The sequence below is a fragment of the Pseudorhodoplanes sp. genome (assembly GCF_035565795.1).
Taxonomy (GTDB): Bacteria; Pseudomonadota; Alphaproteobacteria; order Rhizobiales; family Xanthobacteraceae; genus Pseudorhodoplanes.
The window spans coordinates 1-3,833 of record NZ_DATMRV010000146.1; the positions used below are offsets into that span (position 1 = coordinate 1).

The 3,833-nt window shown below is 63.2% G+C and carries 5 protein-coding genes; 1 reads left to right on the forward strand and 4 read right to left on the reverse strand.

The features are described from left to right. Positions 1-187 (reverse strand): hypothetical protein (locus VNZ93_RS13440; protein ID WP_325705681.1); only part of this gene is annotated, 187 nt, incomplete at its 3' end. A gap of 171 nt (positions 188-358) precedes the next feature. On the opposite strand from VNZ93_RS13440, the gene glsA reads away from it, so the two are divergent. Further along, entirely contained in the window at positions 359-2,209 is a 1,851-nt protein-coding gene (gene glsA / locus VNZ93_RS13445) for a glutaminase A (protein WP_325705683.1), read from the forward strand. A gap of 6 nt (positions 2,210-2,215) precedes the next feature. Here the strand turns inward: glsA and VNZ93_RS13450 are convergent, their stop codons facing one another. The 3 genes from VNZ93_RS13450 to VNZ93_RS13460 form a co-directional block, all read right to left on the reverse strand. Continuing rightward, positions 2,216-2,575, reverse strand: a complete 360-nt coding sequence (locus VNZ93_RS13450; RefSeq protein WP_325705686.1) for a hypothetical protein — start codon at positions 2,573-2,575, stop codon at positions 2,216-2,218. Between the two features lie 277 nt (positions 2,576-2,852). Continuing rightward, the gene (locus VNZ93_RS13455) at positions 2,853-3,479 is read right to left on the reverse strand and encodes an SET domain-containing protein (protein ID WP_325705690.1); all 627 of its coding nucleotides are present in this window, start codon (positions 3,477-3,479) and stop codon (positions 2,853-2,855) included. Positions 3,480-3,602: 123 nt separating this feature from the next. Continuing rightward, positions 3,603-3,833 (reverse strand): fumarate hydratase C-terminal domain-containing protein (locus tag VNZ93_RS13460; protein WP_325705693.1); only part of this gene is annotated, 231 nt, incomplete at its 5' end.

Genomic DNA, 3,833 nt, shown 5'->3' on the forward strand with positions numbered 1-3,833 from the left:
CGTCCGGCCGGCCAGCCTCCAGGTAACTGAACCGGTCCCCGAGGTAATTTGCCCGCGAGGCTGCCGGAATCTCGGCAATCTGCATGTCGGGCAATGGCGGCGTTGTGGGTTTCATCTGTGCGAAGGCGAAAGTGGTCGTAATAGCCAGTGTGGCGGCGATTGCCGCAACGGCAAGACGATCAGGCATTTAGGATTCTCCCGGGACGATGACGAAGGCTATCACGCTCGCGCCTCTCCTGGTCCAACCCGCCTCGCAGGGCAGCTCGGACACAGCGGACGCCGCAGGGGCGCACATGTCCAACAATCAGGCATTCCCCTTGCATGGGACTTGCGTCGCTCCGTTCTGATGGCCTGTCCGATGAACCAAGCCCTGCCCAACGCTCCGTCCGGCGCCACCGACCAGCCGGCCAAGCCCCCGCTTCTGGCGTTTCTGGAGCAGGCCCATGCGCGGTATCGGGACGATTTCTCCGGCGCCGTCGCCAATTACATCCCTGAACTCAACAAGGCGGATCCGGCCCGGTTCGGCGTGGCGATCGCCACCATCGACGGTCATGTCTACGAGGTCGGCGATTCTGCCTACCCTTTCACCATCCAGTCCGTCTCGAAAGCTTTCGTATTCGGCCTCGCGCTCGAACTCCTGGGTGCGGACCATGTGGAGTCCTTCGTCGGCGTCGAACCGAGCGGCGAAGCCTTCAACTCGATCCGCCTGAATGCGAACAATCAGCCCTTCAATCCGATGGTGAATGCCGGCGCCATCGCCTGTTCAGGCCTTATCTACGCCGCGCGTCGCGACGAGGCTTTCGAGCTGATCCGCAGCATCCTCGGACGGTGCGCCGGGCGCGATCTCGATGTCGACGAATCCGTCTACCAGTCCGAGACCGCGACCGGTGACCGCAATCGCGCCATCGGCTGGATGCTCCGGAATTACGGCATCGTGAAAGACAATGTGGATGCGGTGCTCGACGTCTATTTCCGGCAATGCGCCATCCTGGTCAGCGCTCGGGATCTTGCGGTCATGGCCGCGACACTCGCGAATGGCGGGGTCAATCCACTGACCGGCGATCCGGTGCTCTCCCCGCTTGCAGTGGCGCGTGTCCTGTCGGTGATGACCTCGTCCGGCATGTACGACTATGCCGGCGAATGGGTGTATCGGGTCGGGATGCCGGCCAAGAGCGGCGTCGGCGGCGGCATCATCGCTGCGCTCCCGTCCCAGATCGGGCTCGGCACCTATTCGCCGCTGCTCGACGAGCACGGCAATTCCGCACGCGGACTACGCCTGTGCGAGGCGCTGTCGGCGCATTTCGATCTGCACGTGCTGAACCGCGCGAACGATGTGCGCACCTGTATCGTCGCCGATTACGACGTCGGCCGCCTGCAGCGTCGCGGCCGCCAGCCGCACGAACAGAAGCTGCTCGAGGAGCAAGCCTCTACGATCCGCATCATGGAACTGACCGGGACGCTCGCATTCTCGAATGTCGATTACATCGCCCGCCGCCTGCTGGCGCACGATACTGGCCTGTTCACAGTGCTGGACCTGCGGCGCGTGCCGCTGATTACCACCGCCGCCGCCAAGATGCTGGCGGATCTGTTCGACAGCCTCTCGTCAAGCGGCACCCGCCCGGTCCTCGCCGGCATCGAGCGCGACTCCCGCCACTTCAGGCAGTTGCAGGCCTTCCTCACCGACAGCGGCGCGATCCGCACATTTTCCCTGCTCGATGAGGCCATCGAGTGGGCCGAGGATCAGGTCATCTTCCGGTATGGCGGCTTCAGCCAGATCACGGATGTCCCGCTCGCCGAGCAGGAATTGCTGAAGGGGCTAGCGCCGGAGGACATCGCCGATCTCGAAGTCCTGTGCGAGACGCGCAGCTACCATCCGGGCGAGCGGATCATCGCATGCGGCGACGAGGCGGATTCGGTCTTCTTCCTTCAACGCGGCATGGTCAGCGTGAAGCTCGCCGAGGGCGTGCGGCTGGCAACGCTGGTTCCCGGTACCGCCTTTGGCGAGCTTGCGCTGATCGGGGGACCGCGCAGCGCCGATGTGTTCGCGGACAATGCCGTGCTGTGCCGGCGCGTCCCGCTCGACACCTTTGACGATTTCCGCATGCGTCGCCCGTTCGCTGCAGAGATCATCGTCCGTAACCTTGCGCAGCTGCTGGCGCACCGGCTGCTTCAGGCCAATACCAAGATCGACCTCCTGAGCGCGAACTAGAGTTTGTCAGACCGGCAGGCGCATGCCGGCCCGCGCGAAGGACATCGTCTGCGCCTTGAGCGTCCGCCCCAACGCATCGGCGTTGAGAAACTCGTTCATCCCGGTCAGCGGCTTGAACGCGTGCTGCAGCTCCAGCCCGGCCAGCTCGATCAGCGTGAGCGCCATGTAGCCGAACGCCAACGCGGCGGCCATCATGGTCAGGGCCGGCACCACCAGGGTCAAGGGTGCGGGCCTACGGGACGGAGCAGCATCGCGCCTCGTGTCTTCAGCGCGAACCGGCTGGTCCCGGTGGAAATGCCCGTGCTCGGGCATGTGATACTGGCGGAACACCATTTGATCCACCGTCGGCTTCAGCAAATTGCACATCGGACCATCCCCTTCCATGACGATCAGCGTTCATGCCGGGTAGTGGTCGGCAGACCGGTCGCGGTTCGGGATTTGGGCTCGTTGGGGCGGAGTGCGGCCTCCAAAGATTTGGGAGGGGCCAGGGCGGGCCGGGCACGCTTCAGAGTGCCGGCCTGAGCCGGTGAATGCTCCTGCCATCGGCCGATGCAGACGGGACGACGTTCGTCACATACGTCAACGGCGCGGCCCGTTTACAGGGCCACGCCGTTGGTTCGCTGAATTCGGGATGGGCAGCGCGCTATTTGCGCTTGCTGGTCTTGGTCTTCGAACTGGCCTTGGTTTTTGTCTTCGTCTTCGCTTTTGTCTTGGCCTTGCTCTTGGCCTTCACCTTGGTTTTGGTCGTCACCTTGCTCTTGGCCGCTCCGACCTTGCCGCGCTTGACCTGGGGCTTCTTGCCGGCCGCAGCGGCGCGGCGCTCGGCCCGCAGCTTCCTGGCCCGCGCCTCGGCGCGTTCAGCCGCCCGCTTCTCGAGGCACTTGTCGCACTTGCAGCCGACCGGCTTCAGGAAGATGTCGAAGTAATCCTTGCCATAATCGTAGGTGATCTCCTCGCCCGGCTTGATCTTGCGCCGTGCGATGATCATGACCTTGTGGCCCTTCACGTCGCTTTCGGCGTTGGGTCGGCAGGAGTGGTTGAAGTAGCGAGCGAGGTTGCGCCGGTTGGACCCATCGATGGTCCAGCGCGAATTGACCTCGAACATATAGCGGTTGTCCCGCTTCTCGGCTTCTTCATTGGTGAGCATCTGACCGCGATAGGTGTCGATCAGCTCGTTCTTCTGGATTTCCTGGGTCGCGAAGCAGCCGAGCCCGGTGCGGGAGCGTCCAACGCGATAGGCACGACGAAAAGGTTTACGGGCGCGGGGCATGATAATTTTGCAGAATCGATGAGGCCTCTGGGAAAAGCCATAAGCAAAAGCCGGGCCGATTTCAATCGGCCCGGCGCAAAGTCCCCACCCGCCATCACTGACAGAGCAGAAAGACAGAAGGCGCTATCCCAGATTCAGTTCCTGGAAGAAGTCGTTGCCCTTGTCATCGATGATGATGAAGGCCGGGAAGTTCTCCACCTCGATGCGCCAGATCGCTTCCATGCCGAGTTCGTGGAACTCGATGGTCTCGACTTTCTTGATGCAATGCTCGGCGAGGTTCGCCGCCGCACCACCGATCGAGCCGAGATAGAAGCCGCCATGCTTCTTGCAGGCCTCGCGCACCGTGGCCGAACG

Excerpts from the sequence above, each read along its gene's own strand:
- glsA (WP_325705683.1), top strand. The coding sequence starts at position 359 with ATGAACCAAGCCCTGCCCAACGCTCCGTCCGGCGCCACCGACCAGCCG.
- VNZ93_RS13450 (WP_325705686.1), bottom strand. The coding sequence starts at position 2,575 with ATGTGCAATTTGCTGAAGCCGACGGTGGATCAAATGGTGTTCCGCCAG.
- VNZ93_RS13455 (WP_325705690.1), bottom strand. The coding sequence starts at position 3,479 with ATGCCCCGCGCCCGTAAACCTTTTCGTCGTGCCTATCGCGTTGGACGC.